At 63.3% G+C, this 26,999-nt stretch carries 32 protein-coding genes; 16 read left to right on the forward strand and 16 right to left on the reverse strand.

Features of this window, described 5'->3' with window-relative positions; genetic code table 11:
* The first annotated feature begins 232 nt into the window (after window positions 1-232).
* Complete coding sequence (locus AX729_RS30475; RefSeq protein WP_156457291.1) at window positions 233-661, forward strand: hypothetical protein; 429 nt, start codon at window positions 233-235, stop codon at window positions 659-661.
* Between the two features lie 142 nt (window positions 662-803).
* Here the strand turns inward: AX729_RS30475 and AX729_RS40755 are convergent, their stop codons facing one another.
* Window positions 804-1,145 carry a hypothetical protein gene (locus tag AX729_RS40755; RefSeq protein ID WP_502686929.1) on the reverse strand — a complete coding sequence of 114 codons (342 nt, stop codon included), beginning with the start codon at window positions 1,143-1,145 and terminating at the stop codon, window positions 804-806.
* A 448-nt stretch (window positions 1,146-1,593) separates the two neighbouring features.
* Here AX729_RS40755 and AX729_RS30485 point away from each other — a divergent pair, with 448 nt between their 5' ends.
* The 3 genes from AX729_RS30485 (at window position 1,594) to AX729_RS30495 (ending at window position 4,034) form a co-directional block, all read left to right on the forward strand.
* The gene (locus tag AX729_RS30485; RefSeq protein ID WP_245325468.1) at window positions 1,594-1,794 is read left to right on the forward strand and encodes a hypothetical protein; all 201 of its coding nucleotides are present in this window, start codon (window positions 1,594-1,596) and stop codon (window positions 1,792-1,794) included.
* Between the two features lie 142 nt (window positions 1,795-1,936).
* Complete coding sequence (locus AX729_RS30490) at window positions 1,937-2,281, forward strand: response regulator (protein ID WP_061027943.1); 345 nt, start codon at window positions 1,937-1,939, stop codon at window positions 2,279-2,281.
* A 223-nt stretch (window positions 2,282-2,504) separates the two neighbouring features.
* Window positions 2,505-4,034, forward strand: a complete 1,530-nt coding sequence (locus tag AX729_RS30495; RefSeq protein WP_061027880.1) for an FAD-dependent monooxygenase — start codon at window positions 2,505-2,507, stop codon at window positions 4,032-4,034.
* Between the two features lie 136 nt (window positions 4,035-4,170).
* Here the strand turns inward: AX729_RS30495 and AX729_RS40140 are convergent, their stop codons facing one another.
* The 3 genes from AX729_RS40140 to AX729_RS30510 form a co-directional block, all read right to left on the reverse strand.
* Window positions 4,171-5,775 carry an AHH domain-containing protein gene (locus AX729_RS40140; protein WP_197433714.1) on the reverse strand — a complete coding sequence of 535 codons (1,605 nt, stop codon included), beginning with the start codon at window positions 5,773-5,775 and terminating at the stop codon, window positions 4,171-4,173.
* Between the two features lie 425 nt (window positions 5,776-6,200).
* On the reverse strand, window positions 6,201-6,824 hold the full coding sequence (locus AX729_RS30505; protein ID WP_061027882.1) for an imm11 family protein: 624 nt from the start codon (window positions 6,822-6,824) through the stop codon (window positions 6,201-6,203).
* A gap of 65 nt (window positions 6,825-6,889) precedes the next feature.
* Window positions 6,890-7,765, reverse strand: a complete 876-nt coding sequence (locus AX729_RS30510) for a DUF4261 domain-containing protein (RefSeq protein ID WP_245325470.1) — start codon at window positions 7,763-7,765, stop codon at window positions 6,890-6,892.
* Between the two features lie 702 nt (window positions 7,766-8,467).
* Between AX729_RS30510 and AX729_RS30520 the strand changes: the two genes are divergently transcribed.
* Window positions 8,468-8,668 carry a hypothetical protein gene (locus tag AX729_RS30520; protein ID WP_061027884.1) on the forward strand — a complete coding sequence of 67 codons (201 nt, stop codon included), beginning with the start codon at window positions 8,468-8,470 and terminating at the stop codon, window positions 8,666-8,668.
* Window positions 8,665-8,895, forward strand: coding sequence for a hypothetical protein (locus AX729_RS30525; protein WP_061027885.1), 231 nt, complete (start codon window positions 8,665-8,667; stop codon window positions 8,893-8,895). The genes AX729_RS30520 and AX729_RS30525 overlap by 4 nt, the downstream gene beginning before the upstream one ends.
* 26 nt (window positions 8,896-8,921) lie before the next feature.
* Here AX729_RS30525 and AX729_RS30530 read toward each other — a convergent pair whose 3' ends face one another.
* Window positions 8,922-9,170 (reverse strand): hypothetical protein, encoded by a 249-nt coding sequence (locus tag AX729_RS30530; protein ID WP_061027886.1) that lies wholly within the window; start codon window positions 9,168-9,170, stop codon window positions 8,922-8,924.
* Between the two features lie 339 nt (window positions 9,171-9,509).
* Here AX729_RS30530 and AX729_RS30535 point away from each other — a divergent pair, with 339 nt between their 5' ends.
* Complete coding sequence (locus tag AX729_RS30535) at window positions 9,510-10,280, forward strand: EAL domain-containing protein (RefSeq protein WP_061027887.1); 771 nt, start codon at window positions 9,510-9,512, stop codon at window positions 10,278-10,280.
* Window positions 10,281-10,408: 128 nt separating this feature from the next.
* On the forward strand, window positions 10,409-10,735 hold the full coding sequence (locus AX729_RS30540) for a nuclear transport factor 2-like protein (protein WP_061027888.1): 327 nt from the start codon (window positions 10,409-10,411) through the stop codon (window positions 10,733-10,735).
* A gap of 392 nt (window positions 10,736-11,127) precedes the next feature.
* Here the strand turns inward: AX729_RS30540 and AX729_RS30545 are convergent, their stop codons facing one another.
* The gene (locus AX729_RS30545; protein WP_061027889.1) at window positions 11,128-11,355 is read right to left on the reverse strand and encodes a hypothetical protein; all 228 of its coding nucleotides are present in this window, start codon (window positions 11,353-11,355) and stop codon (window positions 11,128-11,130) included.
* 128 nt (window positions 11,356-11,483) lie between these two features.
* On the opposite strand from AX729_RS30545, the gene AX729_RS30550 reads away from it, so the two are divergent.
* From AX729_RS30550 to AX729_RS30560, 3 genes are all read left to right on the forward strand, one after another.
* Entirely contained in the window at window positions 11,484-11,684 is a 201-nt protein-coding gene (locus AX729_RS30550; RefSeq protein WP_061027944.1) for a hypothetical protein, read from the forward strand.
* 151 nt (window positions 11,685-11,835) lie between these two features.
* Entirely contained in the window at window positions 11,836-12,156 is a 321-nt protein-coding gene (locus AX729_RS30555) for a hypothetical protein (protein ID WP_061027890.1), read from the forward strand.
* A 12-nt stretch (window positions 12,157-12,168) separates the two neighbouring features.
* Complete coding sequence (locus AX729_RS30560; protein ID WP_061027891.1) at window positions 12,169-12,795, forward strand: general stress protein; 627 nt, start codon at window positions 12,169-12,171, stop codon at window positions 12,793-12,795.
* A gap of 72 nt (window positions 12,796-12,867) precedes the next feature.
* On the opposite strand, the gene AX729_RS30565 is transcribed toward AX729_RS30560, so the two are convergent.
* Window positions 12,868-13,116: a DUF6894 family protein gene (locus tag AX729_RS30565; RefSeq protein WP_061027945.1), complete on the reverse strand. Its 249-nt coding sequence runs from the start codon at window positions 13,114-13,116 to the stop codon at window positions 12,868-12,870.
* A 574-nt stretch (window positions 13,117-13,690) separates the two neighbouring features.
* On the opposite strand from AX729_RS30565, the gene AX729_RS30570 reads away from it, so the two are divergent.
* Window positions 13,691-13,876, forward strand: a complete 186-nt coding sequence (locus tag AX729_RS30570; protein ID WP_061027892.1) for a hypothetical protein — start codon at window positions 13,691-13,693, stop codon at window positions 13,874-13,876.
* Between the two features lie 161 nt (window positions 13,877-14,037).
* On the opposite strand, the gene AX729_RS30575 is transcribed toward AX729_RS30570, so the two are convergent.
* Window positions 14,038-15,471 (reverse strand): sensor histidine kinase, encoded by a 1,434-nt coding sequence (locus AX729_RS30575; protein WP_061027893.1) that lies wholly within the window; start codon window positions 15,469-15,471, stop codon window positions 14,038-14,040.
* 330 nt (window positions 15,472-15,801) lie between these two features.
* Here AX729_RS30575 and AX729_RS30580 point away from each other — a divergent pair, with 330 nt between their 5' ends.
* Together AX729_RS30580 and AX729_RS30585 are read left to right on the forward strand one after the other, a co-directional pair.
* On the forward strand, window positions 15,802-17,088 hold the full coding sequence (locus AX729_RS30580) for an NRAMP family divalent metal transporter (protein WP_061027894.1): 1,287 nt from the start codon (window positions 15,802-15,804) through the stop codon (window positions 17,086-17,088).
* A 147-nt stretch (window positions 17,089-17,235) separates the two neighbouring features.
* A complete protein-coding gene (locus AX729_RS30585; protein WP_061027895.1) occupies window positions 17,236-18,450 on the forward strand; it encodes a mandelate racemase/muconate lactonizing enzyme family protein in 1,215 nt (404 codons plus the stop codon).
* 181 nt (window positions 18,451-18,631) lie between these two features.
* Here AX729_RS30585 and AX729_RS30590 read toward each other — a convergent pair whose 3' ends face one another.
* The 4 genes from AX729_RS30590 to AX729_RS30605 form a co-directional block, all read right to left on the reverse strand.
* Window positions 18,632-18,958, reverse strand: coding sequence for a GcrA family cell cycle regulator (locus AX729_RS30590; RefSeq protein WP_061027896.1), 327 nt, complete (start codon window positions 18,956-18,958; stop codon window positions 18,632-18,634).
* Window positions 18,959-18,997: 39 nt separating this feature from the next.
* Window positions 18,998-19,177 (reverse strand): hypothetical protein, encoded by a 180-nt coding sequence (locus AX729_RS30595; protein ID WP_061027897.1) that lies wholly within the window; start codon window positions 19,175-19,177, stop codon window positions 18,998-19,000.
* A gap of 153 nt (window positions 19,178-19,330) precedes the next feature.
* A complete protein-coding gene (locus AX729_RS30600; RefSeq protein WP_061027898.1) occupies window positions 19,331-19,636 on the reverse strand; it encodes a hypothetical protein in 306 nt (101 codons plus the stop codon).
* 162 nt (window positions 19,637-19,798) lie between these two features.
* Window positions 19,799-20,014: a dodecin family protein gene (locus AX729_RS30605; RefSeq protein WP_061027899.1), complete on the reverse strand. Its 216-nt coding sequence runs from the start codon at window positions 20,012-20,014 to the stop codon at window positions 19,799-19,801.
* A gap of 252 nt (window positions 20,015-20,266) precedes the next feature.
* Here AX729_RS30605 and AX729_RS30610 point away from each other — a divergent pair, with 252 nt between their 5' ends.
* Window positions 20,267-20,929: a phytochelatin synthase family protein gene (locus AX729_RS30610; RefSeq protein ID WP_061027900.1), complete on the forward strand. Its 663-nt coding sequence runs from the start codon at window positions 20,267-20,269 to the stop codon at window positions 20,927-20,929.
* 71 nt (window positions 20,930-21,000) lie between these two features.
* On the opposite strand, the gene AX729_RS30615 is transcribed toward AX729_RS30610, so the two are convergent.
* Together AX729_RS30615 and rocF are read right to left on the reverse strand one after the other, a co-directional pair.
* Window positions 21,001-21,282 carry a hypothetical protein gene (locus AX729_RS30615; RefSeq protein ID WP_156457294.1) on the reverse strand — a complete coding sequence of 94 codons (282 nt, stop codon included), beginning with the start codon at window positions 21,280-21,282 and terminating at the stop codon, window positions 21,001-21,003.
* 163 nt (window positions 21,283-21,445) lie between these two features.
* Complete coding sequence (gene rocF, locus AX729_RS30620; RefSeq protein ID WP_061027902.1) at window positions 21,446-22,423, reverse strand: arginase; 978 nt, start codon at window positions 22,421-22,423, stop codon at window positions 21,446-21,448.
* A gap of 258 nt (window positions 22,424-22,681) precedes the next feature.
* Here rocF and AX729_RS30625 point away from each other — a divergent pair, with 258 nt between their 5' ends.
* Window positions 22,682-22,942, forward strand: coding sequence for a hypothetical protein (locus tag AX729_RS30625; RefSeq protein WP_061027903.1), 261 nt, complete (start codon window positions 22,682-22,684; stop codon window positions 22,940-22,942).
* Window positions 22,943-22,957: 15 nt separating this feature from the next.
* Here the strand turns inward: AX729_RS30625 and AX729_RS30630 are convergent, their stop codons facing one another.
* Both AX729_RS30630 and AX729_RS30635 read right to left on the reverse strand, forming a co-directional pair.
* Window positions 22,958-25,699, reverse strand: a complete 2,742-nt coding sequence (locus AX729_RS30630; protein ID WP_061027904.1) for an EAL domain-containing protein — start codon at window positions 25,697-25,699, stop codon at window positions 22,958-22,960.
* A gap of 58 nt (window positions 25,700-25,757) precedes the next feature.
* Window positions 25,758-26,984: a FecR family protein gene (locus tag AX729_RS30635; protein ID WP_061027905.1), complete on the reverse strand. Its 1,227-nt coding sequence runs from the start codon at window positions 26,982-26,984 to the stop codon at window positions 25,758-25,760.
* Window positions 26,985-26,999: the final 15 nt, after the last annotated feature.

Below are 26,999 nucleotides of genomic sequence, written 5' to 3' on the forward strand. Positions count from 1 at the left end.
TGCCCGCGTCGTGAAGGCTCACTTGCCCAGCACGACCTTGACACCAAGCCAAACAGCCCCCATCAGGCCGGTGGCGATCTCCGTCCAGAAGAGCCTGAATGGAAAGCTCAAGGATCCTCCATGGCGTGCGGCCTACTGCCCTCTGAAGACCCAGCGCGCTCTTGCTGAGGCTACTCTGAGAGCCAAGACAGAGACCAAGCAGAAGGCCGAAGAAGCCAAGCGGAAGGCCGAAGTGGAGATCACTCTCAAGAGCGCCCATCCGCAAGATGGCGTCTACGCCGCGGTGGGGGCCGATTTCGAGGAGCGTTGCGCGAAATTCAGCGACACGGTCGTTGCGTTCGCAAGGAAGTCGATCGTGACGGCCTCGAACAGTTGCGAGGTTTTCCGCACCCGGGTTCAGCTTCCCGATACCGTCAGGATCGGCGCCGATTGCGCAGTGCAGCCGGCTCCTGACCCGAATGCCGTCAGCGTACAGAATGTGGACACCACTCCGGACCGCGAGAACCTGATGTTCAAGAAGATCGACGACAAGACCGTCATCCTCTGGATCATCAACAACGGACATTTCACCGGCGACGGCCGAAAGCTGTCCTATTGCAGCGAACAGGTGCAGCTCGCCTATGCAAGGCAGCGGCGGGCCGGCAAGCCTAGCAAGAACTAGGGATCATCGGAACGAATAAACCCGCAGCCAATCACTCGGCGCAGGCTCAACCAACTGAAACTCGATGATGCCATTCTGCCAGTGTTTTGCCCGACGCGTCAACCGACACATCGAAATTTCCGAATCGAGATGTTTCGCCGGCTCAGGCCTCGCGTTCGGCATCGGCATTGCCGGCATCGTCCGGATGCACGATGACGCGCTCGACCCGATGAACCAGTTCGAGCGGCTGATCTTCACCGTTCTCGACCGGCTGCGCAGCCTTGCCCCAGCCGCGATCGAGAATGGCGTTGGCCGCCGAGACTCGCGCCGCCGGCGTTGCGTCCTCGCTGCGCATGATGCCGACGAGGACACGGATGGCCGTTCTGCTGTGGCTGCGCGCCAGCGAGCGGATCTCGGTCAGGGTGCGCGCCCTCGGCGTCTTCACGCGCGCGGGCAAGCGGACTGGTGCGAGCTCGGGCTCGCATTCGACGATGTCCTTGCTCACGAGACCGTCTCCCACAGCACGATTGCGACGAGCCCTGCGAGCGCGAGCGATATCAGGTAAGCGGTCATCGTTCCTCCCTAAGAAAATGCGCGGCAGATCGCGGCGATGAGGCGCGATCGTTTCGGGCGCGAACCCTATCTCCGTGTCTTCCGGAGACCGCAGCGGCGCGGGCAGCTGGCCCTTCGCCGCGGGCCGGCACGTTCGCGCGTGCACGGCCAGCAATGGTTCGGACGGCGGCGCGCCGATCGGCGCTCCAGGTTTGACGAGTGCGTGGCCGCAATGCGCCGCCGCCGCCCGATTGCGAAATCGAGAACGAAAAAACCCGCGCCGGATTGTTCCGCGCGGGTGAACCAAACTCGTCTCGATGATGTCATCATGCCGGTGTTTTGCCCGACGAGTCAAACGAACGATTGGGCTCTGCGAAAGTTAGCCGACAGGAGGACCAACGATGATGGACGAGACTGCCCCACCCCCGACATCGCGAGATCCGTCAGGACCGCAGCCGCGCAGCGACAAGGAACACGACGCGCAGGATTCGATCGTAGAGAGCGCCGGCGACAACGAAGACGACGGCCGCGATCTCGTGCGCGGCGATGGCGGCAGCATCGGCCTTCCCGCCAGGCCCGGCGATCTGGCGAAGGATGATTAGAGCGCCCGGCTCGCTGGCAATCCGATGACTGCCAGGTTTTCCGGTGTCTTGCCCGGCACACACAATATCGGCCCGCGCGACCGCCAAGGCAGGGAACGCCGATATGGCGCGCGCGTTTCCTCCGATGGAAGGCCTTCGCAAGATGAACCAAACCGTGCTCGTCGTTGACGATGATCCCGCTGTCCTCGACGTGATCGTGGACATGCTGGAAGACCTCGGCTGCGAGGTTGTCAGCGCGCAGAGCGGCGCCGATGCACTCGACCGGCTCGAACAGAATCGGGACATCTCCATCCTCATCACCGACATCAACATGCCAGGCATGGACGGGCATGAGCTCGCCGAGCGGGCGAAGCGCGCGCGGCCCGAGCTGAACGTGCTGCAATTGTCGGGGCGCGAACCCCGGCGCGGCGGTCTGCCGATGATCCGGAAGCCGTTCTCGCTGGAGGAACTCGCCAGCATTATGCGGCGAACCGTCGGCCTCCGCTGAGCGCGCCGCAAAACAAAACCCGCGGCGGACGCTCCCGCGCGGGCTGAACCAAACTTTTCGATGATGCCATTCTGCCGGTGTTTTGCCCGACGTGTCAACGCGGCGGACGCTGACGACCTGCGCCTTCCTCCCAGCTTGATATGTGGTGCGCAAGGGGCTTGCTTCAAGTCCCCGTCCCTGCCGTAGAAGCCGTGACCCAACCAACACGTCAGGGGGTCACGCCATGTCAACATCGCTTCCACAGTCCCGCTCACGCGACGCGGCACATCGCGCCGGCGAAAGGAATGCGGCGACGGCCGATCATGCCGTCCTCATCGCCGGCGGCGGCCCGACCGGGCTGATGCTGGCCGCCGAGCTCGCGCTTGCCGGCGTCGACGTCGCCGTGGTCGAGCGGCGCGCCAGCCAGGATCTGGTCGAGACGCGCGCCGGCGGATTGCACGCACGCAGCATCGAGATCCTCGATCAGCGCGGCGTCGCCGGGCGCTTCCTGCGCGAAGGACAGATCACCCAGCTCGCGGGCTTTGCATGGACGCGGCTCGACATCAGCGACCTCCCCACCCGCCATCCCTACGGGCTCGCGCTGCGGCAGAGCCGCATCGAGCGCATCCTGGCCGACTGGGTCGAAGAGCTCGCGGTGCCGGTCTATCGAAACCTCGAGGTGACGGGCCTCGCGCAGGACGAGACCGGTGTCGACGTCACGCTCTCCGGCGACGGCACGTTGCGCGCGAAATATCTCGTCGGCTGCGACGGCGGCCGCAGCCTGGTGCGCAAGGCGGCCGGCATCGATTTCGCCGGCACTGATCCGACGCTCAGCAATCTCATGGCCGAGGTCGAGATGCGCGAGGAGCCCGCATGGGGCCTGCGTCACGACGCGCTCGGCTTTCACGGCCTCAGCAAGGCCGAGAGCGGACGCGTGCTGGTCGTGGTGACGGAAGCAACGCTCGTGCGCAGCGGCGCGCCCAGCTTGCGCGATCTCGGCGACGCCCTCGCCGCGGTCTACGGCACCGATTTCGGCGTGCACAACCCCGCCTGGATCTCCCGCTTCACCGATGCGGCGCGGCAGGCCACCTCCTATCGCAGGGGACGCGTGCTGCTCGCCGGCGATGCCGCGCATATCCATCATTCCGTCGGCGGCCAGGGCCTCAATTTGGGTGTGCAGGACGCGGTCAATCTCGGCTGGAAGCTGGCGCAGGTGGTGAACCGCGTCTCGCCCGACAGCCTGCTCGACACCTATCAAGCCGAGCGCCATCCCGTCGCCGCGCGCGTGCTGCGCAACAGCATGGCGCAGATCGCCCTGCTCCGCCGCGGCGACGACGGCCGCAAGGCCGCGCGCGAGGTGGTGTCCGAGCTTCTCGCCATGGACGCGCCGCGCCGGCGCTTCGGCGCGATGATGAGCGGGCTCGGCATCGCTTACGATCTCGGCGAAGGCCATGCCTTGCTCGGCCGCCGCATGCCCGATCTCGATCTCACGGTCGAAGGCCGGCCGCAGCGATTGTTCACGCTGCTGCACGGCGCGCGCGGCGTGCTGCTCGATTTCGCCAAGCGTCCCTTCGCCATCGCGCCCTGGGCGGATCGCATCAGTGACATGACCGCCGCTTACGACGGCCCATGGCAGCTTCCGGCCATCGGAGAGGTCACCGCGCCCGGCGCGGTGCTGGTGCGGCCCGACGGCCATGTGGCCTGGGTAGGAGACGAGAGCGGCCGCGGCCTCAAGGAGGCGCTGACGACGTGGTTTGGACCAGCTGTGGCGTAGTGCAGAATCGTTACGTCGGCTCAGATAGAAATTCCGCGGCTTCGCGCAGGCTTGATCCGAGCTATTGGATCCGATTCTGCTTTGCTCGACGTGTCGAACGAACCATCGATGGCGTGCACGGCCGCATAATCAGCCTTCACTCTGGGCGAATGAATGGCCGTATCCAGCGCGAGAACCACTCCTCCGCGTCGTTATGCGGATTGCCCTGACCATCCACGCCGAAGATCGGTGGTGGGATGAGATAGTTTGGCTCATCCGCGAACGCTCCGATCGGCTTGCTCACGGGCGGTGGCCGGTCCTCAACGGATGGCACGCTCCAACTGCCGAAACGCTCGTTGAATTCGGTGGAGGGCAGATACGGAATCGGTGCACTGCCCGAGGTGAACACGCTTCCCGCGTTCGACGCGTTGACACGAGCGAGACCCCGAAAGTCGGCCGACGCGACTGCTGCAGCTGAGCGCGCGGCTTCGGGTTCAAACGCCTGGGACCCTTGCGCTGGCATACCTGTCGAAGTCTTGCTCTGATTTCCATCGCGGTTCACCGCTGAGATCGTGTCCTGGTCAATTTGTGTACCTTCGGGCGGCCACGACCCAGCCGTTGCGCCGGCAATGTCGCCGTTGGCAGGTTGATCTCTCTTGAAAGGATCATATGGAGGCGCGCCCGTAGAGAATACGCCACCGCCGGTCCCCGCGGTTGCTAACGTTGGTGCGCCGGCAGCGAACGCGGCCGCTCCTATCCTCGCCCAAAGAGGCGAGAACTGCGGAGCGACCGCTACAAGTGCGGCGAGTGCTGCTCCGGAGTAAAGGCTGGCAGGCGGCGTTCCCTGAGATGGAGGGTCCGGGTCCAGTATCGGCGAGCGCTCGGAGAATGGAAGTGCCCATCCGGTTGCTGGGTCAAATTTCAGCACCAGCGGATCTTCAGAGATCGCCGCGCTAGGAGGTAAGTGCCCAAAAGCTTGCGGATTGGTCGCGGAAAAGCCAGGTAGTCCATAGCTCAGAAGCGGACTGCTTGGCGTGAAGCCTTCCGGTTGATTCAAATCTCCAGGTGAAAGCGGAATAAAGCCCGGCAGGCGTGCATCGACAGCAGCGGGAACGAGGCTAGGCAGATTGGGAACAGGCCCAACAGCGGTGAAGTGTTGCGAAATAGGTGAATGTAAGCGATTGGGTCCATTAGTGGGATATTGTTTTAGGAGCTCTATCTTTTCCGCGAGACTGAGAGTGCTGTCGGGCAGGAGGACAGGAGCGCGCAGAGCGCCGTCCCACTGGCCAGCAGCATGAAGTTGATCGACAATGTCCTGCATCTGCTGAATATCGTCTCGATGTTCTTCGCGATACGTTCTCCATTTCGCGTACCAGTCTTCAATTTGCTTGTTTCCGTCCTCGGGTGTCATCCCCAAGGGTGTATTGGTGAGCAAATGCCCCCTCGCCAGCGCGTGCTTCGCAGTGGCGAGGAAGCTACTCAGCTCCGCATATAGTTGGTCAACGGCACCAGCATCTCCATCCTGAGCGGCAGCAAAGGATGGGTGCGATTGGAGCTCACCAAGAAATGTACAAAATATCTTGCCATAGCTCGCGAGATGACCTCCCGTATGAGGGCTCGATCCCAGCTCTTGGGCTGCTTTGCTATTTGAGGGCAGATCGATTAAATTCTTGATGCCATCAAGGTTGAAGCGATTACCCAAGACCTTCAGCGTGAAATGACGAGCAAGGCTCCGCGGCAGAATATGATGGATCTGAAACAACCTGCTACTCTCCTGCGTTGAGTCAAGACATGAATGGGCGTGGCTCCAAACCGTTGGCGCCCGCATGCTGACGAGGATTTTGATTGCTTGTCTTGCTGTAGAAGCGGCAGCTAGGGAGGTGTCGCAGCGGCGAGATTCATGATGAACCGCTCTCCGCAATTGCCCGAAGCAAGCGTTCTCGCGTGGGCTGCCGCGAAGCAGGCCGCCAACTGCGAAGAAGAGCCAATAAGAAAGCTCGCGATATACTCGCGAGCGTCGGCCAAGGCCTTTAGGATTACTGCCCTCTGCCGGCGTTTTGTCTGACGCATCAACAAGCAGACGTGAGCCGCAACGCCTTACCTTCGTAAGGCAACGCCCACATTCGTAAGGCTCGATGATCGACGCCTTGAGAGCAAGATAGCCGTCTGCGGAAGACGCACATCAGCTCAGTACTTCGTCGCATCGGTGAACCCGATGCCCCTGATGCCCGCTTGCTTGCACGCATCCTTGACGACTTGGTCGCAGACGATCATTGGGTAGAAGCAAAGCCTGAAGATATGAGCTTTCCCAACGGTCTCCTCCTTGAACAGGAGGCAGCTTCTTCGTCTAAATCTGTAAACCTTGCGATCGGGCGCAAGATACTCGATCTCGAGAACCGAATTGGCCTCGTCGACGGCATCGAGAACCCGGACGACATCGCAAAGCCAATAGGTCGGCGCTGGGCTGCCGTCTGGATATCGTGTGTCACATTCAACAAAACGAAGTCCCTCCGGATCCAACGTCTCAAGAAGGGTCTTCATCCGGTCGGAAGCAAGCCAGTAGTCGTGAAACAGCTCCCAGTCCGTAGGAGCTCGGCCGAGAGATTTGTCGATCACGAGCCGCGGTGGTTCAGGGAAGGACACGAAACCCCGCTCCTTCGGAGGAATTAGAATTTTGCGCTCGCCGGCGATAGCTGCGAGATTCTCCATGTCCAATCCGGGCGCCGTTTGAAACCTGAAGTCCAGACCTACGACATAGAACTTATGAGCCTTTGCTTTACGCCGTCGGCTATCTGGAGGGGAATCAACCATCCGCCTTGCCTCTCGTCTACACGCGGGTCTAGTGCAACCTCGAGCATTGTGCTGACGATGCCCACTCAGGCAAAGTCGTCAGTACAGGAAAACACAGGCAAATCACCGAAAATCTCGGAATTTCTGTAGCGAACCGCAATGCGCTCGCTCGCATTTGCTCCGATCGTATCGCCGTCCTTCACAACGTTTCCGTGCTCGATCAGATACACGGAAAGCCCTGCCACCTTGTCGAACAACGCCGGAAGCGCGAGCTTTCCGGTCACAAACTCGATCTCACGACCGACAAATGCGGACAATCCCATCGTGATCGCTCCGATCTTCGCACCTGACCGGAACGGGATAATGTCAACCCATAGCCTGAAGGGGTAGTCGGGATACGGCGCGAACGACCAGGACGACGTCTCGCGCCATAGGTCGGCCGGCCGCGCCACCCGACCAGCCCACACCACGCCGCAACATTCCGGCACCGCCGCAATCAGCGCACCGATGGCTGCGGTCGTGATGCGCGCGGCAACCAACTGCTCCGCAGACTTCCCCAGCAGCGACACGATCACGTGGCCTCGATGCCGGGCTGCCACCGCCTTGCTTTCCGGCCACGTCACGGCAGCGCGCGCCCACAGTCCAGCATCTTCAGGTATCGGGGCCGGCATCGACATGACCGCAACAAGTTCGTTGCCGCAACGAAGGAGGGGCGAGTTTGCCCGATCCGGCTGCGCATCTTCGTTTGGCTGCGTCGCCAATTCGCCTGGCTGCGTCGCCAAGTCGGGATGTCGCGAGCGAAGCATTTTGGCGACGGCAGACATATCGGGCGTCAACGGCCTATCCAACAAGACAAAGGCGAGAAGCGCGCTACTCATGGACTGCCCCGCGAAAGCTCGGGCGAGATTCTCGCCCAAAGGTTGAAGTTTTTGCCACTTAGAACAAACGAAGAACAATGTCAATTGGCGCTTCTTGGGGCTATCGCGCCCGCCCCACAGCCTCCGGAAGCGACGCCAGCGACAGCACCACGCAGACAACCAGCAGCACGACGTCTTTCAACTCGCCGGTGAGAGTCACGCCATCGCTCCATGTCACGACGCCGGGCGTCGTGAAGAAAGATAAGGTGACGGCGAAGTCACGACACCGAGCGCCGAGGGCAGCCAGAGATGAAGGCGCCAGCGATCAGCAGCGCGGCGATCGCGAATTCGGTCACGCCGAGCACATGGGCTTCCCCGCGCAGCCGAACGCCGGGAGCCAGGAGATGAGCGGCTGTTGGTGACGAACTGCGCGATGCCCTGCCGATTGGTGCATGAACTTCCGCATGCCGAACGAGACGAAGATGATCACCATGTCCCGGTCCAGGATGGTGAGAAGCGATAGCGTCCGTTGCCTTGTTCGGCGATGTTGAACGCTGCTTTCATTGCACGTGTGCTCCGAATTCGTGCGGACGAAAAACGTCTCGCGCTCAAGATGAGTAAGTACCTCAAGCGGCACAAAAGCAGCCTGAGCCTCTCGAAAAGTCTTCGAACGTGGGTATCAAAAGATACTGACTCTGCGTCGTCGTCGGCCTATGATCAGCCCATCACCGCAAGGCACTTGGCACAGGTCGGTGATGAGAACGCCGAATTGCGCTCCCGCCCTGTACACAACATGGGAGATGCGCCATGCAGACGCGTCGTCGATTCAAGCAGACCAAGACACTCAACGAACGCCTCGCCGAGGAGGCCGCCCGCCTGCGCGAGGAAGCGCGCACGCTGGCACCGGGGCGCCGGCGCGAGATGCTGCTGCGCCAGGCGCGGCAGGACGAGACCGCCGTGCAGATCGACGCGTGGCTGCGCTCGCCCGGCCTGAGGCCGCCGTCATGACCCAGCAATATCGCGCCTATCTCGTCGGCGAGGATGGAGTGTTCCGCTCCGCCGAAGCGTTCGAGGCCCCGTCGGATTCCTCCGCCCTCACCTTTGCGCAGCAGTTCACGCGCCACGGCAAGGTCGAAGTCTGGCAGCTCGGCCGCAAGATCGCGGTGCTGGAGCCCGAGCAGACGCTGCCGGCCGGCAGGCCCGCGCGTGCCCGTCCGACATTGACGCATCAATGATCGCGTGACCGCGATCGCGGCGTCCCTCACTCCTCCGCCAGCTTGCGCTCGATATAGGCGTCCACCGTCTCGGCGAACGAGCGCTGCACACCGACCGCGACATCGTGCTGGTCGAGCGCGTCGCGCTGGAGCACGCGCAGGCCGCGCCCCCTCGCGCTGACGGGCGCCGTGTTGAGAAACTGGTCGATGGCGCCCTTGGCGATCGGGATGGCCTTGGGATCGCCCTTTGCGATCAGGAGCCGCAACAGGCTCTGGCATTCGGCCAAACCGGGCATGGGCTCTCTCACCTCTGCTGCGATTTCGGCGTCGGCCGCCTGACCGGCTGGGTATGGGTGCCGAACAGCGCCAGCAGGAACGCGACTTCTTCCTTCGAACCGATCTGGATCATGGTTGTCTCTCCTGTTCGCTCCGTTGGTCGGCGGCGGCAACCGTGGAGTTCAGGACGATGTGGTTTCCGGACTGTTTCAGCCGTGTTTCGTGGGCGGTCCCCGCCTCGTTGTCCGCCTCTTGTGTGCACAATTGGACGCTGGTTCTCCGCCCGCCGGTCCCATCATTTCTCTCTTCCTTAACCCCGGTGCCGTAGGCTCGCGACCGAAAGGCCGGGGAATTGCGTGATGGTTGTGAAGTGCGCGGGATGCAGCGACGGTGCCGAGCTGCCGTTCAGGTTCAAGATGGCGTTCCAGCCGATCGTCGACGTGGCGGAGCACCGCATCTGGGGCTACGAGGCTCTGGTGCGCGGCCCCGACGGCGAGAGCGCGCACAGCGTGCTCAGCCAGCTCACCGACGACCAGATCTACCGCTTCGATCAGGCGGCCCGCGTCATGGCAATCGAGACGGCGGGCAAGCTGTTCGACGACCCGCAGGCGCGCCTCTCCATCAATTTCATGCCCAACGCGGTATACGAACCGCGCGCCTGCATCCAGAAGTCGCTCGAAGCGGCGCGGCGCGCGAACTTCCCCGCGACGAACCTGATGTTCGAGTTCACCGAGAACGAGCGAATGAGCGATCCGGCGCATGTCGAGAACATCGTCCGCACCTACAAGGCGCTCGGGTTCTGGACCGCTTTGGACGATTTCGGCGCCGGCTATGCCGGCCTCAGCCTGCTCGCGCGGCTGCAGCCGAACCTGATCAAGATCGACATGGAGCTGCTGCGCGACATCCATCTCAGCCATGCCCGGCAGGTGATCGTGTCGGCGCTGGCCGCGATCGCCCGCGAACTGGACGTCACCCTCCTCGCCGAAGGCGTCGAGAGCGAAGCCGAGCTGACCGCCCTGCGGGCCGCCGGCATCAGGCTGTTCCAGGGTTACCATTTCGCGAAGCCCGGCTTCATGTCGCTGCCGAAGGTGCGGGGCTTTGAGCCGCTGAACGTCTCGATGGCCGGGTGAGGAATACCGAACCCCCCTGTTCACCTTCCGGCAGGATCGGTGAACGGCCGCCCGTGAGATCCTTCACGAAGCGTTCATGATCGCGATCCTAAACACCCCGCCGACGACAACGGCAGGTAGGTAGGACCATGTCCTTTGACCCGATGGCCGCTGCGGTGGATTGGCTCGATGCCTACCGCGCCGGCGATATCGAGGCGCTCTTGGCAATGTATGCCGACGGCGCTTTCATCCATTGCGGCTGCGGCGGCTTCAAGACGAGCTCGGACGAGGACAGCCGTCGTGCCTATTGGCTCGATCGTCTCGCGCGCTATCCGGCCTCCGGCCTGGACAATCTCCAGCCCTCCGGAGAGACGGTCGTCATCTCATACATCGCGCGCGGCGGCATCGTCAGCGCAAACCTGACCTTCGATCCCGTCGGACGGATCGCCGCGCACGTGTGCGGCCCCTCGAGCTAGCACGCCCCGTTTGCTGCGCTTCGCCATGACGGAGCGCAGAGCAATGCCGTGCTGCCAGGCACGCACCCTGACCGCTGCTTCGCTCCGATTGAGCTCGAGGGCAATCTCGTCAGGTCGATGTCCCGCTTCGGCCATGGCCTTCAACCGTTGATGCTCTTCCGCCGTCCGCTTCTTCAACAAGGGGTAGCGTGATTGCATGGTTGGAGCTGCCTCGCCTGCCGTTCAAGGTGCGATGACAATCAGCCGCGACCGACGAGGTTCCTATGCGGCTGCAATTGCGGACAGACCGCAACCCCGGCTTCGACAATTGTGTTTGCAGAAAGCAAAGCCCGCGTCGGATCGCTCCGCGCGGGCTAGGCCCCAAAGCAATAGGGGCCTCGCTTCTCACTAGACTAGTTCGTCGTGCAGACCTTGACGGTCTTCATGCCAGCCTCGGCTTCCGACCTGGTCTTGTACACGGTGTCGCCGCTCACGACCGTCGTTTCCGTCGTTGTCGGCTTCGCTTCGGTGATGGTGCACTTCTTGGTCTTGACGTCCTGCACCACGTAGAACGTTTGCGCGAACGCGGGAGCTGCGACCGACGTCAGTACGGCGGCGGCAATCATCGTTTTGATGTTCATGGGGTGTCCTCCTCCAGCAGCCCGGTCATCAGGCCTGTCTTCTCCAAACCCGATAAATTGCCACTTGTTCCCGGTTCTACCCGAACCAACTTCCGCCGACTGCGTTGGTGCGCAAACAGGAGGTTTCGATGTTCGATCTACTACTCGTGACGACGTCTGCGGCGATGCTGGTTGCTTTGATGGCGGTCGCGATGGCCGATCCCGTCAAGGATCAGGCTGCCCCTGCCGGCCAGAGCTCCGCTGAGGCTCGCCCCATCCGCGTCGTCCTTCCCGCCCCATGGGAGCCTGCGACGCGGAGCCACGGCGAAACAACGCAAGCCTCGAAGTGACATCAAACCTCGAAGTGACAAGTCGCCGCTGCAGCCGTGACCGGCCGACATTGTCGCGTTACCAAGAGCCGCAGAGAACGATTACACACCGTAGCAACCAATTCGACTCTCGCTTGTTGTCGCCGGCACAATCACTTGCAGGAGACAACAAATGAAACGTTCAACTCTGCTGGCAGCAACCTTGCTGCTGCTTGCCGCGGTGCCCGCGAGCGCCCAGTCGCAGCCTGCGCAAAGCGGGCCGGGAAACAACGCCGTCAACAGCTCGGACCAGAACAACTCGAACAAGCCGGTCGCGGGCCGCAACAGCTTCACCGAGGGACAGGCGAAGTCGCGGATCGAGGACGCCGGCTACGCCAACGTCTCGGGCCTTCAGAAGGACAACGAGGGCGTCTGGCGCGGCAAGGCCGACAAGGCCGGCACCAAAACCGACGTCAGCGTCGACTTCCAGGGCAACGTGAACCCGGCCAAGTAAGGATAACATAACATGACGACCACCATCTCTCGCCTGTACGACAATTATGCCGACGCTGAACGCGCCGTGACCCGGCTCGAAGCTGCAGGCGTACCGCACTCCGACATCAGCATTGTCGCCAACAATTCCGACAATTGGTACGGCTCCTCCGGGGGCAAGGTCGACCGTGACCGCGACGGCACCGACGACCGCGCCGAAGGTGCGGGCACGGGTGCCGGCATCGGCGCGGGCCTCGGCGGCGCCGCAGGCCTTCTCGCCGGTCTCGGCCTGTTGGCGATCCCCGGCCTCGGGCCGGTCGTCGCCGCAGGCTGGCTCGCCGCCACCGCTGTCGGCGCGGCTGCCGGCGCAGCCACCGGCGGCATCGTCGGCGCGCTGACGCAGGCGGGCGTCTCCAAGGAAGACGCATCGCGCTATGCGGAGGGCGTTCGCCGTGGTGGCACGCTCGTCACCGCGCGCGTTGCGGACACCGATCGCGCACGACTCGATGCCCTGCTTCAGGAGCGGTCCGTCAACCTTCAGGAGCGCAGCGCCGTCTGGCAGAAGTCCGGCTGGAACGACTTCGACGCGGCGAGCCCGCCGCTGTCGCCGGAGGACATCGGCCGCGAGCGCGAGCTCTACGGCGCGGGCACGCGGCGATAGGCCTCGGCCAGACCGACAAGACAAAGGCCCCGCGCTGCGGGGCCTTTTTGCATCGAGCACCTGCCCAAGAGTTTACGCCCGCAGCCTTTCGACCTCGAAGGTGAACTTGACCTGCAATAGCGGACCCATGTCGTCGCGGACTTCGATCGCCATCTTGTGCTGACCGAAGGGCGGCGGAAAGCTGTGCACCGCGTCCCGCGCCATGTCGGCCAGCGACTTTGCGGCTTCGGCCTGCACGGCGCGGAGACTGGAAAGCTCCAGGCCGTCTTGATCGACGGCGAGAACATCGCCCTCCATCAGGTCGAAATAGTATCGTGGCATGCGCAGCATCCTTTGTTTGGGATGCAAAGAGCACGGCGGCATCCAGTCCTGAGATGGGTGCAGCAGACCACAGCCGCGCGCCGAAGGCACTTCGGGTCGATTACTGACCGTAATTTTCCGGGAGCGAGCCTTTCGAACGGCTCGCGCTTGGCATTTTGCGGCGGCGAGATCGCCGCGGCCACTTCACCTGGTCATGCCGTGCTCACCGCCAGATTTCTTCGCGGCACGTATCGCATCGGTAGATCAAGACGGACCTGTCGCGCTTCACGTCCAGAACCGACGTCACGAAGCGCGAGGGCACCTTGCAGTTCGGACAGGATGGCCCCGGCTGTGGACGGCCTGGCAGAAGCGGCTCTGCTTCCCTGGGATCGCTCACGGCTCAATCTCCGCAATTTCCGGGTTCCTAAGTGCCAAAGTGAACAAAAGTTCCAATAACATATGATAAATTTGCGAAAGCTTCCGGCCATCATTTGTCTCAAATGCGACCGGCCGGGTTCGGCGGAATGCAAACTCTTCGCATCATCCTGGCACACGCGCCCTCGCGGGAGGCGAGCGCGATGTCGGAGAGATCGCGATGTATTACGTCGCCGCTGCATTGCTGATGTTGTCTGGACTGTTCTACTCAGCCGGCCATCATGAGCTTGGACAATTCGGTGCGGACGTTTGCAGGCATGGCCGCACCTTCTGCGACAATCCGGTGGTGGTCTTCACAGGTGCCGCGCTGGCCGCCGCCTGGGGCATGTTCGTCAGCATCAAGTAGCCCGGCGCCTCGCCACGCGCGAACACGAGCGGGTCGGCACGGTCGCTTCTCGCGATGATCTGCTTATACCCGCGTTTTGCCCGACGGAGCAAGATCGTTTTCGATAATCAGAATCATACTTCTGATTTACGGAACTCGCTCGCGTTTGATCTGCGTCTCTCTCAGGCGACGGCCCGTTCTCCCTCATCGTTCGCGGCGAGCGCGGCCGATATCCGGCAGCGAACGCCGGACGGATCGAACTCCAGCCGGAACCGCCCGGCCATGTCGCGGCTGGCGTGCTCGATCAGGCGGCTGCCGAACCCGCGACGGCTCGGCGAGGCAACGAGCGGACCGCCGCTTTCGCGCCAGCTCAGATCGACCTCGTCATCCCGCACGATCCAGCAAATCTCGACGCGGCCTTCGGGACGGGACAGCGCCCCGTATTTCGCCGCGTTGGTGGCAAGCTCATGCAGGGCCAGCGAGAGCGCCAGAGCCTGGGTCGGCAGGACGACCAGCGAAGGCCCGTCGAGCAAGATCTGGCTCGCCGGGAAAGGCGCAATCACCCGCGTCACCAGATCGGCGAGATCGGCGCCTGCCCAGGCCCGCGCGGTCAGGAGATCGTGCGCCCCGGCCAGAGCGAGCAACCGCGCGTTCACCGTTCTGCGCGCCGCCTCAACGTCGGCCGCGCCCCGAAGCGTCTGGTTGACGATCGATTGCACCGTCGCCAGCGTGTTCTTGACCCGATGATTGAGCTCGTTGGTGAGCAGCCGCTGCAGCTCTTCCGCCTGCTTCAGCTCGGACAGATCCCGGCTGGCGCCGGCGATCGCGAGCGGCCTGCGCTCGGCGCCCTCGCCTTCGAACTCCACGAGGCCCCAGGCGCTCAGCCAGCGCCAGCTCCCATCGCGCTGCTTGACGCGGTACTCGACCTCGTAGCGACCATCCCCTTTGGGATCGAGCGCCTTGGCCACGCGCGCCCACATCAGCTCCATGTCGTCGGGATGGAACTTGGTTTTCACGCCATCCTCGTCGTGGAAAAAGCGCGCCTCGGTCAGGCCATAGAGCGCTTGAGCGTTGCGATCGTAGATGCAGACGTTGTCGGCCAGGGTGTAGCGCCACGTTCCCATCCTGGAGGCGATCATGGCGAGATCGAACGTGCGCTGCTGCCGCTCGAGCGCAACCCGCATCTCGTGCTCGTGAGTGACATCCAGGAAACAGTTGATGCCGCCGACGATCTCGCCATCCTCGTCGCGCAGCGGAGCGACGTTGACGCGGGCCACCCACCGCCGTCCATCGGGATTGTGGACGACCGCCTCGACGCCTTCAAAGCTCTGGCCGGTGAGCACCGCGCGCGCCATCGGCGTCTCTTCCGGCGGAATGAAGTCGCCATCCAGGGTCTCGACCCGAAATGAACCGCAGAACTTCTGCGCGGCATCGAGCAGCTTCGGTGCCCGGCCCCAAAGCTGGACGGCCCGGTGGTTGACCCTGACGATTTGTCCCTCGACGTTGCAGGCGTAGACGCCGATCGGGAGCGCATCGAGAATCGCCTGGTCCAGCGTCAGGAACGAAGCGAACAGCGTCGGCGTCGGTGCGGGGAGTTGAAAATTCAGGAGGGACATGCGGCAAGGTAACTGGAAACCGTGCACACGGCAACGAGTCCGACTGCTGCCTTATTTTGGGTCGCTCTCGGAACCCTCGTGCTTGTTCTGCGTTTCGCACGCTTGCCTGCAATGCGTAATGACGACGGCACGCGTCATCCTCAGCCTAGCTGATCCTCATCGCTGTAAGCGAACGCAGACTTGGCGATGGTCTACTTATACCCCTGTTTTGCCCGACGGACAAAAGGCTAATTCGCTTTACCGGAACAAGACCACCATAGCCTCCGTGGCCCGGAACCTTTGTTCTCGCACCTGCATTTGTTGAGAACGTTTCCAACAGAGGGCCTTTCCATGAGCGACAGCGCCGTGGCCCCCACGAAATCCGCGCCGACGCTGCTGCAACGATTGGGGCCCGGCCTCGTCACCGGAGCTGCCGACGACGATCCGTCCGGCATCGCCACCTATTCGCAAGCCGGCGCGCAATTCGGCTACGGCCTGCTGTGGACCGTATTCCTCACCACGCCGTTCATGATCGCGATCCAGCTCGTCAGCGCCCGGATCGGCCGCGTCACCGGCAAGGGCCTCGCCGCCAACGTCATGCAGCTCGCGCCGCGCTGGGTGGTCCTGGCGCTTGTCGCGATGCTGGTTGCCGCAAACACGTTCAACATCGCCGCCGACATCGCCGCGATGGCCGAGGCGCTCTCGCTGGTGATCGGGGGCCTGCACCACGAGCACGCGCTGATCTTCGCGGCCGGCTCCACCCTGCTCCAGGTGTTCCTGCCCTACCGCCGCTATTCGCCGGTGCTGAAATTCCTCACCCTGGCGCTGTTCGCCTATGTCGCGACCGCGTTCACGGTCAAGATCCCCTGGAGCGCGGCGCTGCTCGCCGCGGTGTGGCCCGAGCCCAACATCAGCGCCGACTATTTCATGATGGTGGTCGCCGTGCTCGGCACCACCATCAGCCCCTACCTGTTCTTCTGGCAGGCCTCGCAGGAGGTCGAGGAGATGAATCAGGGCAGGCGCGACAAGCCGCTCCGCGAGCTCAAGCGCGGCGGCACTCACGAGCTCGATCGCATCAAGACGGACACCATTGCCGGCATGCTGCTGTCCAACGGCATCGCCTTCTTCATCATCCTGACCACGGCCTCCGTGCTGCATGCGAACGGAATCACCAGGATCAATTCGGCGACGGAAGCGGCCGAAGCGCTGCGACCGCTCGCCGGCGACTTCACTTTCGCGCTGTTCGCGCTCGGCATCATCGGCACCGGCCTGCTCGCGATTCCGGTGCTGGCGGGCTCGGCCGCTTATGGCGTCGCGGAGATTTTCGGCTGGCACGCCACGCTGGAGGCCAAGCCGGACGAAGCGGTCGGCTTCTACACCATCATCGCGGCTGCTACCCTGATCGGCTTCGGCCTCGGCTTTACCGGAATAGACTCCATCAACATGCTGGTCTGGAGCGCGGTGCTCAACGGCATCGTCGCCGTCCCCATCATGACGATGATGATGCTGATCGTCTCGAGCCGCGCGATCATGGGCCGCTTCAGGGCCCGCTCATGGTTGATCGCGCTGGGCTGGCTCGGCACCGCGCTCATGGCGCTGGCCGTGCTCGCTCTGCTCGGTTCGTCGGTGATCGGCTGACGAGACCGCCGAAAGCTCCGCCGGTCCGCGCTCCCCGGCCCCATCGCTACGCCCTTCACGCCGGTCCTCGCTTGGCCTAACAATGCGGTCAGGGCCCGGCCTCGAGATCGGGCCACAGGAAGGCCCGGCCGGGCGACAGGGAGCGACATGACCACATCATCAAAAGCAACAAGCATCGAGATTCTCGCCTGCGACGCCGGCTGGAGAAACTATCATTTCGTCAAGCTGACCACCGAGGACGGCATCGTCGGCTGGAGCGAGTTCGACGAGGGATTCGGCTCGCCCGGCGTCGGAGCTGCCATCCAGCGCCTCTCTGCCCGTGTCATCGGGCAGAACGTCTTCCGGCACGAGCGCATCTTTGCCGAATTGTTCGCGGCGACGCGTCCCGCGGCCGGCGGCGTCGTGGCGCAAGCCCTCGGTGCGATCGAGAATGCGCTGCTCGATGCCAAGGCAAAGTCTCTCGGCGTCCCCTGCTACGAGCTGCTCGGCGGCAGGATCCGCGACCGCATCCGGGTCTACTGGTCGCATTGCGCCACCTGGCGCATCAACCACCCGTCCTGGTACAAGCCGCCGATCGAAAGCCTCGACGGCGTCAAGACCATGGGGCGCGAGGTGCGCGAGAAGAAGTTCACCGCGCTCAAAACCAACATCTTTTCCTATGACGACGGCAAGCCGACCGGCTGGCGCCCCGGCTTCGGCTCACCCTTCGCGCCCGAGATCAACGTCGATCGCAAGATCCTGCGCGACCTGCGCATGCATCTGGAAGCGATCCGCGACGGTGCGGGTCCTGATGTCGACATCCTGCTGGACTGCAACTTCAACGCCAAGACCGAAGGCTATCTGAAGATCCTGCGCACCATTTCCGACCTCGACATGTTCTGGGTCGAGATCGACAGCTTCAATCCGGAAGCACTCGGCTACATCCGCAGGCAGAGCCCGCACCCGATCTCCTCCTGCGAGACGCTGCTCGGTCTTCGGGAGTTCCTGCCCTATTTCAACGAGCAGGCCATGGACGTCGCAATCATCGACACGCCCTGGAACGGGGTCTGGCAATCGATGAAGATCGCGGCCGCTGCCGAGGCGTTCGAGGTCAACGTCGCCCCGCACAACTTCTACGGCCATCTCTGCTCGATGATGAACGCGCATTTCTGCGCCGCGGTGCCGAACCTGCGCATCATGGAGGTCGACATCGACCGTCTGTCCTGGGACCGCGAGCTGTTCACGCACGAGCCGGAGATCCAGGACGGGCACCTGATCGTCCCTGACCGCCCCGGCTGGGGCACCGAACCGAACGAGGACGCCTTGCGTGCGCACCCGCCGAAGACGAGCGGCGGGCTCCTCAATTACGGTCGCAAGAGCTGACAAGACCGTGGACTGATGAAGGCGCAGACGTCGGCTTTTGGGACTTGGCGCAGATTCTCTGCTCAAGCAGAGTATTGCCGTGCCCCGAAGCCGACCAAGGCTTGGGAAGGAACAGACGGCCGAACCAGTCAAACGGCGCCAAGACACTGACGGTAGCGCAAGACGTTCGCGGTCGGGTCTCTTAGCCAGTGTTTTTGACCGCCTCAGCCAGAATGGCGTAAAGCTGCTGCCTGCTGAATTCCTTGGGCTGCTGCCTCTCCGCTGTATTCAACGGCACCTTCTGTGTGACCGAACGAGCGCAGGGTGCCGACAACGGCCTCAGCTTCGGGGCCGGCCTTATCTTGGGCCGTGCTGTCGGCAACTTGTGGCCGCGCTTCAGGTTCAGGCGGGTCAGCATGCCGCAGACCGCGTTACGGCTGCATCCCAGACGCCGGGCAATCTGCGCCGCGCTCTGTCCTGCGAACCAGAGCCTCTTCAGAAGCGCTATGTCTTCCGCATCCCAACCCATAAGAGACACTATAGCGCCGACTGCCAGACGCGCGCTAGTCTAGTCTTCGTCCGGCTCGCGCACGACCGCTGGTTCGTCAGCATCACCTTCCTCGTCGTCGTCGTCTTCTTCGTCCTCATCGTCTTCATCGGGATCCCGGGGCGGCATCACGATGCCGATAAGCATGAGTGTCCAGCCGCTGGCTGTGGTGGAAGATGCTTCGGAGGTGTGTTGCTTCATGTAGTTGCTGCTCCTCGATATGCACACGCAGTCGAATATTCCTGACGGGCGGTTCGCGAATGGGCTCGATCGTGGCAAGCGCGAGGGTGACATCAGATCGACTGCACGAGCAAGACAGCACCCGCCACGCCACCGATAACGCTTGGGGCGACTTCAAACCGAAGACCCATTGGGTCCTATGTCCACCAGGACCTCTCCGGTCGTGATTTCGGGAACCCCAAGATCGAGGTCATGTAGACTCGCCTGAACGAACGCAAGTATCTTGGCATTCGCTGCGTTTGCGCTTTCACGGTCGTCAAATATCATCACGGCGATACCGACACCGTCGCCCGCATCCAACACATGATAGGATCTGAATCCCTGCGATTGCCTCAGGATCTCACCGACGCCGCTCTTGGCGCGACGCGCGGCGTCCGCGACCGAACGAACCTTGGTGTACTTGCGAATGACCATGTACATGGGCCACCACGCGTCACACGTCCCCTCGCATCAAAGCATATCGGTCCCAGTCGGACCAGAACCAACTCTTTGTATAGGCCACAGCGTCCGGTTGGGCGCCGCGCAACGGGCATTTTCCAGTGAGCCATCCTCGCCCCGCAAATGGGGGCGAGGTGCCGAGGCTCAGGAGCCCTCGAACTTGAACGATACGTTGAGCTTGGCGCGATAGGCCTCGACTTTGCCCTTGTCATCCAGTTGCATATCGAGCTTTACGACCTCAGCAACTCGAAGATCCCTGAGAGACTTTGCGGCTCGTTCGACCGCATTGGCGGCCGCCTTCTCCCATGAGTCGCTGCTGGTACCGACCAGTTCAATGACCTTGTAGACGCTATCGGGCATATCGTCCTCCTGTTCAGTAGTAGCAGGAAATCTAGCACCAGTATCTCGACGCTGATACGTCTCGGGATGCCGCGAAAAAGGGTCCGGTTGGCTGTCACTTCTTCCCCAGAGAAGAACTTGGGCGGCCCTCCGTCGGGGCATACGTCCGCATTGCAACCCTCAACGGACGCCCACATGGACTCTCCAACCGACGGTTAGCTTCAGGATATATCTTGCCGACCAATGTCGTCATTGCCGCAGAGGTTCTGACTCATGAAGCGATGGCGTTACGTCAGTATCAGCAGCCTGGTTATCGCCGTGGTTCTGGTTTGTGCCGGGGCCTTGGTGGTCGGGCAATCCCACGTGCCGTCAGACGCCATAGCGTCATCCGTAACACGAACTCCGGAGCTGATGGAGCGGGCGTGGCGACTGCCCGTGGCAGTCACATTCCAAAGACATGTTGACTGGCAGTCAAACGGCTCCCGCTGCGGACCTGCAGCTGTTGCGAATGCCAACCGGTCGCTTGGCGAGGCGGCAAGGACGGAGGGCAAGGTGCTGGCCGGCACGTGGAGTTGCTGGACAGGCGTATGCATCATGGGTCTCACGCTCGACGAACTGGCGAAAGTCGCCCAGACCAACACGAGCCGAAAGGTCACGGTCTTACGCGATCTCAGCGAGAGCCAGTTTCTGGAGCATCTCCGTCGCTCAAACGATCTGGGCCGACGCTACATCGTCAACTTCGATCGCGCTCAGATTTTTGGTGCCGGTAGCGGACATCATTCCCCAATCGGGGGCTATCTCGAAGCCGAGGACCTCGTTTTCGTGCTCGACGTCACCGTCGACTTTGCGCCATGGCTGGTCGAACGGAAGCGGCTGTTCGACGCCGTCAATACATTCGATGGCAGTCAGAAGCGGGGGCTGCTGTTCATAGAGTGATGTTCCACTGCATGTCGCCCATCGGTCATTCTACCAAATGGTCGGCAGATCGAGTGGCCCAAGGACTCCGGCTACGGCGTCACGGGATTGACGGTCGGAGATGTCTTCGGCCCCGGCCGTGCCGGCTCGACCGGTGACTTCGGTTCGGTCGGAAGCACGGCCGCGCCTGCGGCGCGCGCCGCTTCCCCGGTGGTTGCGTACATCGCGACATGGGCCGGCTGGGTCTTGGCGCGGCTCCACGGTCCGTGATCGACGAGCAGCATCGCTGCAATCGTCACCGCGGCGACGATCAGCGCGATCACGCCGGGGTGACGAAGCGCCGTCGAGAGCGAATTCGCGAAACGATCAGTCATGAGAGGGGTCCGCAATTGTCCTATCTCAGGTTAATTCAATCGCGAGCTCCCGGTTCCCCCCTGGTTCCACGGAGTCGCCCTCAGATGCTCGCAATCGCCGTCCTTGCGGCACTCCTTGGTTGGAGGCCCTTGACGTCTGACCTTCTTTGCTCTCGGGAACGCCCTATTCGCCTGGTGCAATTGCATTGCTCGGCGTCGGCCGGTCTGTGATCTGCTGACCGAACAGGCTGCCGATCAGCTCGACCGCCGTGCGCGCGGTACGGCCGCGTTCGTCGAGGAACGGATTGAGCTCGACGATGTCGACCGATCCTACCACGCCGGAATCGTGCAACAGCTCCATGATCAGATGTGCCTCGCGATAGGTAGCGCCACCCGGCACAGTGGTGCCGACGCCCGGCGCCACGCTGGGATCCAGGAAATCGACGTCGAAACTGACATGCAGCACGCCATTGCCCGCCTTGACCCGCTCGATGACCCGCCGGATCAGGACGGCGACGCCAAACTCGTCGATCTGGCGCATGTCGACGATCCTGATCCGTCGCGCCCGCATCAACTCCTTCTCGAGCTTGTCGATCGAACGCGCGCCGAACAAGTCCAGCCTTTCAGGGGTGATCGAGGCGCGCGGATCGTCGCCGAGCAGGCCGTCGAGGCCAGGCTCGCCGCACAGGAACGCGGCCGACATGCCATGCATGTTGGCGGTGATCGTCGTCTCCGGCGTGTTGTAGTCGGCGTGGGCATCGAGCCAGAGAACGAACAGCTCGCGTCCGCGCTCCTGCCAGTGACGCGCCATCGCATTGACCGAGCCCATCGACAGCGTGTGATCGCCGCCGAGGAAGATCGGCAGCGCGCCGGTGGTCGCGATCTCATAACCCTTGCGGCTCAGAACGCGCGTCCAGCGCTGGATTTCGCGGTAGTGATTGGCTTTTTGGGGCGGCCTGTCGGCGAGGTCCCGAACGTCGGCGATGGTCAGGTCGCCGTAGTCCACGACCTCGAAATCCAGGCTTTCGAGCAGCGTCGCAAGGCCTGCGGTGCGCAGCGCCGCAGGCCCCATCAAGGTGCCGCGCTGCGAAGCTCCCATGTCGATGGGAGCGCCAAGCAAGGCGATGCGCCGGGCTCGATCCGTCGTGGTTCGATCGGTCACGGCTGTCTCCTGACATCAGCAAGGTTGACCCAGCCTAACAGAGATTCGCATCCGCCGTTTCCCGGGGAAGGTGCACTCCGGTCGATATCCTCCGGAACAAAATCCCTTGCGCTGAATTGCCATCCGAGCCGGCACCCGCCGTAGTCACGGCGCCTGTCGCGGATAGCCAAAGGTCATCAGACCCGCTGTTCAAAACGAGCGCTCGCGCGGATAGCCAAAGGTGCCGGCTTCCATCAATCAGGCCTGGAGGACGCGCCCTTGAGCACGGAGATACCGCAATCCACGTCCCAACCCGGCATGGCCGAGCGTGCCATCGATACGGCGTCGGACGTCTCCCGCACGATCGGTGAAGTCGCTGGCGGCCTGCACGCAGCCGTCGGCCGCGTGACGTCCGCCGTCGAGGAATCGCGAAAGCCTGGCGGAGCGCTCGCGACGGTCGCAGCGGTCACCCGCGAAGCGCCGCTTGCCAGCCTGTTCGTTGCTTTCCTGTTCGGAATGGCGGTGGCGCGCCGGCGGTAGAAGCGAGGCTGCGGCTCAGGCAGCGCTGGCAGCCTCGCGCCCAGCCGCGAGGAATTGCTTCGCGAATGCTTCGGCCGGCATCGGGCGGCCGAAGAAATAGCCCTGACCTTCCTCGCATCCCATGCTGACCAGGAAGTCGGCAGTTGCCTTGTTCTCGATGCCTTCAGCCAGGACCGTCAGACCGAGCTGCTTGCTGAGACCGATCGTCGAGCCGACGATCGCAGCATCGTCGGAGTTCGCAAGAAGACCAAAGACGAACGAGCGGTCGATCTTGAGGCCGTCGAGCGGAAATTTCTTGAGATAGCTCAGGCTCGCATAGCCGGTGCCGAAATCATCGAACAGGACCCGGACGCCGAGCTCCTGAATTCGCTTGAACATGGCGAGCACGCGGCGTTCGTCATGGAGCAGGATATCTTCTGTGACTTCGATTTCGAGCAGCGACGGCGTCAAGCCCGTCATTTCGAGCAGCGCCGCGACCGAATGCGCGAGATCGCCGGATTGGAGCTGCGAAGGTGAGAGGTTGATCGCGACGCGCACGCCGTTGCCGGACAATTCCCAGGCTCGCGCCTGACGGCAGGCGGTTTCCATCACCCAGTTCGCGATCCGCTCCGACAGGGCCGAAGTGTTGACCACCGGCATGAACTCTCCGGGCGAGACGTAGCCGCGCACCGGATGTCGCCAGCGGATGAGGGCTTCCGCTCCGACCAGACCGCCGTCGATCAGACGAACCTGCGGCTGGTAGAACAGCTCGAACTCGCCGCGCTCCACGGCAAGTGCCAGCTCGCTCTCGAGCGTCAGCCGGTTCTCGAGCTCCTGCCTGATCGCACTTTCGAAGATCACATGGCTGCCGCGCCGCGTCGCCTTCGCGCGGCTCAGCGCCAGATGGCCGTTGCTCAGGAGATCGTCAGCCGTCTGCCCGCCGTCCGGATAGACGGCAACGCCAACGCTGATCCCGACGCGGTGCTCCCGCGTGCCCGCTGCGAGCGGCGCCTCGAACGCGTGGGCGATCCGCTCGGCAAAGGCTGCGATCGGCTCGCCGATTTCCGCGCAGTCGACCGCGATGGCAAATTCGTCGCCGCTGAGCCGGGCGACGATCGCCTTACCATCGACTTCGCGCCGGAGTCGCTCGGCGACCGCGCGGATCACGAGGTCGCCGGCCGAGTGTCCGAGCATGTCGTTGATCTCCTGGAAGCCGTCGAGCCCGAGCACGAGCAGTGCGACGCCGGAAGACCGCTGCTCCGCCGCGCTGATCAGATCGGCGAGGCGCACATGCAGCATGTTCCGGTTGGCAAGACCCGTCAGCGCGTCGTGTTCGGCCAAATAGCGGATACGTTCGGCTTCACGTTTGCGCACGGAAATATCGCGCAGGATCGCTCCGTATTGAAAGCCGTCCGTTCCCTGCCAGCCCGAGAAGCTCGCTTCGACCGGGAAGGTTTCCCCGTTCTTGCGCCGGCCCTCGAACTCGACGACGACAGCCCCGCCCGGAACCAGAAGCGCCTGGCGCGCGGCGTCGTGCATCGACGGCCTTGCACTCCCGTCCGCGGGTAAAGCGCACAGCGTTTCGAACGGGCGGCCGATGATCTCGGCCGGCATGTAGCCGAAGATCGCACTCGCTCCGGGATTCCAGACCGTGATCCGGTGCTCCTCGTCGGTGCAGACGAGCCCGTCGCCGAGAGACATCGCCATGCGATGAAAACGGCTCTCGGCGATGCGTCCGAGCAGGCGGCGGAAATCGATCTCGTCCAGCGCAATTGCCGTCAGATAAGCGATGATCGCGATGTGGAGCAGCGATGTGTCGATGACGAGCGGCCATCTCGCCTGCACGAGGGCTGCGACCAGTTCGACGGACGCACCGGCTGCGACGAGGATTGCGACGCGAATTCCCGGTGCAACGCGGCGCCACGAATACATCATCAGCAGGCAGATCGCGCCCAGGCCGAGGATCATGCCGATATCGGACGTCCAGCGCAGCATGCGGTTCTGAAGGATCGATTCGGCAGCCAGCGCCTGCAGAACCGGCCCCGAGATGATCTTGCCGTTGGGGACGCTGAACCGGTCACCGAGCTCGAGTGCCGTGGCACCGATGACGACCTTCTTGTCCTTCAGCTTGGCGAGCGTGGCGGTATCGCCGCGCAGCACGTCAACATAGGAGACGGCGGGAATGGAGGCCGCACGAATACTGAAATCCAACAGAAAGGGCGGTCGCCGATTGACGTCCTGTCCCGCCAGCACGACGGCCATCGATGGCATCACGGCATCGCCGAGCTTCTCGCCGAACGGATAGCGGCGAACGAGCCCATCGGGTTCGACCGCGACGTTGACGACGGCCGGCCACGATTGGTTGCTGAACTGCTTCAGGGGACGGTTGACGTGAACCGCGCCACCATTCGGCATCGGCTGTTTGAAGGAGGGCAGGATCGTCGAGCCGCCGACATCCCGCAGTGCCCGGACGAAGGCCTCGTCGGAAGCCGGGTCGGACGGCGTGCTGAAATCGACGTCAAAGGCTATGTCATGCACTCCCGCCGCATCGAGCCTGTGCAGCAGCTCCGCATGCAACCGGCGCGGCCAGGGCCAGACCCCGATCTGATCGATCGACGGCGCGTCGATAGCCACGACGACAACATTGCCGCTGGCCTCGCGCGATTGCCAGGCGAACCGCAGGTCGGTGAGCGCGTTGCGAAGCGAACCATGCCATCCCGTGGACAGCACGATCGCAAGCGCGATCACAACCAGAATATGCGGCCGATAGCGTTTCACTTGATCCTCCCCCGTCCCCGCTTCTGCGGGTACGCCCCTCATCCCCTAGGAAATCGCCTCAGCGTCTCCCGTAGGCGTGACCATGACCATTGCTGCCATTGCCGCCGCCATTCCCATTGCCGTTGCCGTTGTTGCCCCTGCCGTTGCCGGTGGCACCATTGTTACCGTTGTCGCCGTTGTTGCCGCCGCCATTGCCGTTGTTGCCATTGCCGGAATTGCCGTTGCCGCCAGCGTTTCCGCTGTTGCCGGCAACTGCGGCGATCGCCGCGCCCGGGTTCGAAGCGCTGTTGCTGACAGAAGTTGCCGCATTGCTGGTCGTCACCGCCGTCTGGACGGCGCTGTTGGACGCGGTAGTACCGGGCTTGCTGTCGCTCCACACCGTCCCGGTCGCGGCGTTGGCGTTCGCGTTGCGCACCTGGCCGGGAGCAACGGCGCCGTGCGCGACTCCGCGGGTCACCTTGTGGATGTTCAGCTTGACCTCGCCGAGCGAGCTCGAGATGCGCACGATTCCGGCCTTGGAGGCATGGGCGCCAGCCGCCTGATGCGATGGCTTCGGTGCGACGGCCGCCTTCGTGCCCTTGTCGATCGGGCCGAGCGCGTGGATTGCATGGCCGTTCGCCGCATTGCGCGGCGCCGACAGGCCTGACTTCGGCACGGGAATTCGCTCGATCGTGGGAGCGCGCGGCTTGCCGTGCTCGATGGGACTGAACGTCCCGGCACCGCTGAGGCTGAGACCGGACTTGCCATGTTCGAACACCGTGGCCGCTTGTCCGGGCATGACCTGGGCGATCTGGCCCGTCTTGAAGTCGGACACTTCGACCTGCCCGCGGAGCACGCCGACCTTGGTGCTGCCGGCACCCACGGTGACGCTGAACTGCGTTCCCTTGACCACGGCGGCGAGATAGGGCGTCTCGACTTCGAAATGCCTGACGTTGCGCTTCTCGACCTCGAGCAGGATCGAGCCCGCCTGCTGGATGATGGTGGTCGAGAGCCCGTCCTTCTTCTCGGCAGGCAAGCCCACCACCGAGTTGGGAGAGATCAGGATCGTTTCCTCACCTCGGACGAGCAACACGCGGCCGTTGCGTCCGGTGCGGATGGTGTCTCCGGGCTTCAGCGTGCCGTCCTGGCTCAACGACACCTGCTGCGCGCCGTTGGTTGCGAGCCAGACCTCGCCAGAGGACTTGCTGACGGACCAGACACCATCATCGGCAGCGAATGCACCGGAGGCCGTTCCAAGGATCAGCGCCGCGAACAAGGCGCACCGCATTCCAACTTTGCCGAACATGACGATCCCTCGGTC

This window comes from Bradyrhizobium sp. CCH5-F6 (assembly GCF_001556045.1).
Lineage (GTDB): Bacteria > Pseudomonadota > Alphaproteobacteria > Rhizobiales > Xanthobacteraceae > Bradyrhizobium.

Bases quoted from the DNA above. Each gene is read 5' to 3' on its own strand.
- AX729_RS30485 (WP_245325468.1), top strand. From the start codon at position 1,594: ATGATGGACGAGACTGCCCCACCCCCGACATCGCGAGATCCGTCAGGA.
- AX729_RS30490 (WP_061027943.1), top strand. From the start codon at position 1,937: ATGAACCAAACCGTGCTCGTCGTTGACGATGATCCCGCTGTCCTCGAC.
- AX729_RS30495 (WP_061027880.1), top strand. From the start codon at position 2,505: ATGTCAACATCGCTTCCACAGTCCCGCTCACGCGACGCGGCACATCGC.
- AX729_RS30505 (WP_061027882.1), bottom strand. From the start codon at position 6,824: ATGGTTGATTCCCCTCCAGATAGCCGACGGCGTAAAGCAAAGGCTCAT.
- AX729_RS30520 (WP_061027884.1), top strand. From the start codon at position 8,468: ATGCAGACGCGTCGTCGATTCAAGCAGACCAAGACACTCAACGAACGC.
- AX729_RS30525 (WP_061027885.1), top strand. From the start codon at position 8,665: ATGACCCAGCAATATCGCGCCTATCTCGTCGGCGAGGATGGAGTGTTC.
- AX729_RS30530 (WP_061027886.1), bottom strand. From the start codon at position 9,170: ATGCCCGGTTTGGCCGAATGCCAGAGCCTGTTGCGGCTCCTGATCGCA.
- AX729_RS30535 (WP_061027887.1), top strand. From the start codon at position 9,510: ATGGTTGTGAAGTGCGCGGGATGCAGCGACGGTGCCGAGCTGCCGTTC.
- AX729_RS30540 (WP_061027888.1), top strand. From the start codon at position 10,409: ATGTCCTTTGACCCGATGGCCGCTGCGGTGGATTGGCTCGATGCCTAC.
- AX729_RS30545 (WP_061027889.1), bottom strand. From the start codon at position 11,355: ATGAACATCAAAACGATGATTGCCGCCGCCGTACTGACGTCGGTCGCA.
- AX729_RS30550 (WP_061027944.1), top strand. From the start codon at position 11,484: ATGTTCGATCTACTACTCGTGACGACGTCTGCGGCGATGCTGGTTGCT.
- AX729_RS30555 (WP_061027890.1), top strand. From the start codon at position 11,836: ATGAAACGTTCAACTCTGCTGGCAGCAACCTTGCTGCTGCTTGCCGCG.
- AX729_RS30560 (WP_061027891.1), top strand. From the start codon at position 12,169: ATGACGACCACCATCTCTCGCCTGTACGACAATTATGCCGACGCTGAA.
- AX729_RS30565 (WP_061027945.1), bottom strand. From the start codon at position 13,116: ATGCCACGATACTATTTCGACCTGATGGAGGGCGATGTTCTCGCCGTC.
- AX729_RS30570 (WP_061027892.1), top strand. From the start codon at position 13,691: ATGTATTACGTCGCCGCTGCATTGCTGATGTTGTCTGGACTGTTCTAC.
- AX729_RS30575 (WP_061027893.1), bottom strand. From the start codon at position 15,471: ATGTCCCTCCTGAATTTTCAACTCCCCGCACCGACGCCGACGCTGTTC.
- AX729_RS30580 (WP_061027894.1), top strand. From the start codon at position 15,802: ATGAGCGACAGCGCCGTGGCCCCCACGAAATCCGCGCCGACGCTGCTG.
- AX729_RS30585 (WP_061027895.1), top strand. From the start codon at position 17,236: ATGACCACATCATCAAAAGCAACAAGCATCGAGATTCTCGCCTGCGAC.
- AX729_RS30590 (WP_061027896.1), bottom strand. From the start codon at position 18,958: ATGGGTTGGGATGCGGAAGACATAGCGCTTCTGAAGAGGCTCTGGTTC.
- AX729_RS30595 (WP_061027897.1), bottom strand. From the start codon at position 19,177: ATGAAGCAACACACCTCCGAAGCATCTTCCACCACAGCCAGCGGCTGG.
- AX729_RS30600 (WP_061027898.1), bottom strand. From the start codon at position 19,636: ATGTACATGGTCATTCGCAAGTACACCAAGGTTCGTTCGGTCGCGGAC.
- AX729_RS30605 (WP_061027899.1), bottom strand. From the start codon at position 20,014: ATGCCCGATAGCGTCTACAAGGTCATTGAACTGGTCGGTACCAGCAGC.
- AX729_RS30610 (WP_061027900.1), top strand. From the start codon at position 20,267: ATGAAGCGATGGCGTTACGTCAGTATCAGCAGCCTGGTTATCGCCGTG.
- AX729_RS30615 (WP_156457294.1), bottom strand. From the start codon at position 21,282: ATGACTGATCGTTTCGCGAATTCGCTCTCGACGGCGCTTCGTCACCCC.
- AX729_RS30635 (WP_061027905.1), bottom strand. From the start codon at position 26,984: ATGTTCGGCAAAGTTGGAATGCGGTGCGCCTTGTTCGCGGCGCTGATC.